The 3,167-nt window shown below is 34.1% G+C and carries 3 protein-coding genes; all 3 read right to left on the reverse strand.

Going from position 1 to position 3,167, the window contains the following annotated elements; genetic code table 11:
• A partial coding sequence (locus tag AC1DQW_RS27385) for an oligosaccharide flippase family protein (protein WP_477456964.1) occupies positions 1-1,039 on the reverse strand: 1,039 nt, incomplete at its 3' end.
• A 148-nt stretch (positions 1,040-1,187) separates the two neighbouring features.
• Positions 1,188-2,249 (reverse strand): acyltransferase family protein, encoded by a 1,062-nt coding sequence (locus AC1DQW_RS27390; RefSeq protein WP_477456965.1) that lies wholly within the window; start codon positions 2,247-2,249, stop codon positions 1,188-1,190.
• A gap of 3 nt (positions 2,250-2,252) precedes the next feature.
• On the reverse strand, positions 2,253-3,167 hold a 915-nt coding region (locus AC1DQW_RS27395; RefSeq protein WP_477456966.1), incomplete at its 5' end, for a GDP-mannose 4,6-dehydratase.

The raw sequence follows: 3,167 nt of genomic DNA on the forward strand, positions 1-3,167 counted from the left end.
TTAATATATTTTCATTTAAACTGCCTACTGTAATAACGATCATGTAAAACGCAAGTATTAGCGTATAATATAACCCCTCATACTGTGCGTTACCTACCCAAAGTACTACTATAAATTTGTGAAATAGCATTAACCCGCAAAATGCTGCCACTAAAATAGTTCCCTTTAACTTTAACGTATGTAAATAAGTATTGCGAAATGTTTCCCATTCTCCTTTTGCCACCATTTCGTTCATCCCTGGCAAAATGTTATACATAATTAAATTCACGTACGTGAAAATCATCATTGGCGGAGTCACCATGGAGTAATAATGCGATGCAGCTACCGCACCTACAATTATTCCCGTAATAAATGTTGTACTACTTTGAAATGCTCTCGTGGCTATATTTATTAAAAATGAATCTGCACCAAAACGGAATAATTGTTTAAATATTGATTTATCATATATCTTCCACGAAAACTTTATCTCCCGATTCTTAAGTCTAAAATAAACCATTTGTGCAAAAGCACCCAAAAAGTCACCAATAACGTTCGCTGCAACTATGCCGGTAATATTATAGTGTAGTTTTACAAATAGAACGGTTAAAAAGCATCTCACAATAATACCACCAGTAGAACAGATATTTGCAATCTTCATGTTCTGTGTAGCATACAGCACAATATTAAACATGGTAAAATAAAACCGGATGCAATACCAGCCGGCTAATATTAGCATAGCTCTGCTCGCGTCATCCTTTAGTGTGTCTTTTAAGCCGATAGCTCCGGGAATAACAAAACTTAAGCCTGCCAATATTATACCCATAATGGAACAGGCAATAAATAAGTACCACCGTCCAATGTTAAAAATATTAATGAACTTCTTCCTACCATCGCTAATATCATTATAAGCTTGAGATAAATATCTCGACAATGTGCTCGTAAATCCTAAATCAAGCAAAGTTAAATAACCCACAAATTGCATGATGGCAGCATAGCTACCCAATGATGAGGCTCCCCCATTTTTGATTAATAAGGGTGCAATCACTACTTGCAATACCATAAATGTTATTTGGAAAATACCCTGGGTTATTAACCCCCAAACAACCTTTTTAATTCTTAAGTCCAATTCCTGAGTTTTTAAAAATGTTCATTCTCGTAAAGGATTCGATGAAATATTTTTACCAATAGAACCGAAATTATCAATCGAGCTATAATTTTGGATTGTATGTAAAATATTTTTTAAAATCCAATATTTTAACCTCAAAAAGATAGTAGCTTAATGAAGCAACTAAATAGGCTAATAAAAAAGATAATAGAAGATCGATTAACATGTTCATTTTAAGAACCGATCTTTCATATAGATTAAATATTACTGGGTGATAAACATATAGCCCATAGCTTATCTTTCCAGAGAAATTTAAAGGTTTGAAAGTCAAAGCCTTACTAATTAAACTTTGAGATTTAGAAGCAACCACAAAACCGATAAAACCATAATAGGTTATAGCATTTAGTGGCAGTTTAATTATTTGAATGAAAGAATTACCTGTACCTCCTACGAACATCCATAAAACCAAAGTTGGTATTATCATGATAATAAAAAGCCTTCCGTAAAATTTCCTGTTAAGTCCTTTTAGTTCATCTAGTGCTAATAACGAACCTATTGCAAGAGCATCCACATTTGAAAAAGTAAAATAAAAAGAACCAAAGCCCCAAATTAGTAATACGATTCTGATTATTATTGCAGTAGCGAATATGATATAGACGGCTTTTTTTATCTGATCAGGTTTTAAGTAAAATATAAGCAGTGGCCAAAATAGATAAAAATGCTCCTCTACCGCCAATGACCATAAATGACGAGGGCCTAGTATATCCCACTTAAATGTCATCGCAAAGTTTTGAAGATAAAACCAATAATACCACTGTTTATCCCATGGTATTGCACCTTCCCTCAAAATGAGGGGCATTATAATGCAGCTTAATAGTAGGAAAAAATAGTATAAAGGAAAAATTCTTAAAGAACGTCGTACATAAAAAGAACTAAAGTAGTTTTCAGATTCCTTTGTCGTCAATAATATTCTTGTAATTAGAAAGCCTGAAAGAACGAAAAAAAGTGTAACTCCAGTTTGACCAAATCGCGAAACCTTCTGCAAACTTGAAACCAAAGGATTAATATGAGTAGATTGCAAAGACTGAAAAAAATGGAAAATCATTATCATTAACGCGGCACCACCCCTAATGCCATCTAACTCTTTAATATATCTGATTTTCATTGTTTAGTTTTGAGTATGCCCAGTGCTGAAGCTAATGTACCAATGCAAAAACGATGTGAGACCAGCTCTTAAATTGGTAGTTGGATTATAGTTGAGCAATTTTTGAGCCTTAGCTATGTCAGCATATGTCTGGGGTACATCGCCAGGCTGCTCAGGCAAACGTGATATTATCGCCCGCTTACCACACACATCTTCAATATTTTCGATCAACCCATTTAAAGTTATTGTCTGGTGATTCCCCAAGTTGATGATTTCAAAATTAGTTTTATCATAATTAATTGCCGCTTCAATACCACTAGCGGTGTCCTCAACAAAGGTGTAATCACGGCTAGTTGTACCATCACCATAAACCGGGATAGGTTCGCCGTTCAAAATAGACTTAAAAAATTTATGTATAGCCAAATCAGGTCTTTGCGAAGGTCCATAAACTGTAAAAAAACGCAAAGCTAAAAACCTGATTCCGTATAAATGACTATAGACATGACCTAACATTTCACCAGATAGCTTTGTTGAGGCGTATGGGCTTATTGGCAATAACTTATGATCTTCATTCCATGGTACGTTTTCGTTTACGCCGTACACACTACTTGATGATGCAAATACAAATTGCTTAATTCCTTTTTTTCGGGCATATTCAAGTAAGTTTTGTGTTCCACCTACATTTACATCTTGATATAGTTTAGGATTTTGAATACTGGGTCTTACCCCTGCTTTCGCAGCAAGATGAACAATAACATCAACATTTCCGGCCTTTTCAAGATCAGCCTCATTTCGGATATCACCTTCAATTAGGATAAAATTTGTATCATCCTTAAACGCACGTAAATTAGACTCCTTTTGTTGCTTACTATAAAAATCATCGAAATTATCGATACAAATTACCTTATATAAATTATTAGCTAATAGCCTTTTTATTAA

The sequence above is a fragment of the Mucilaginibacter sp. P5_A4 genome, from assembly GCF_056400605.1.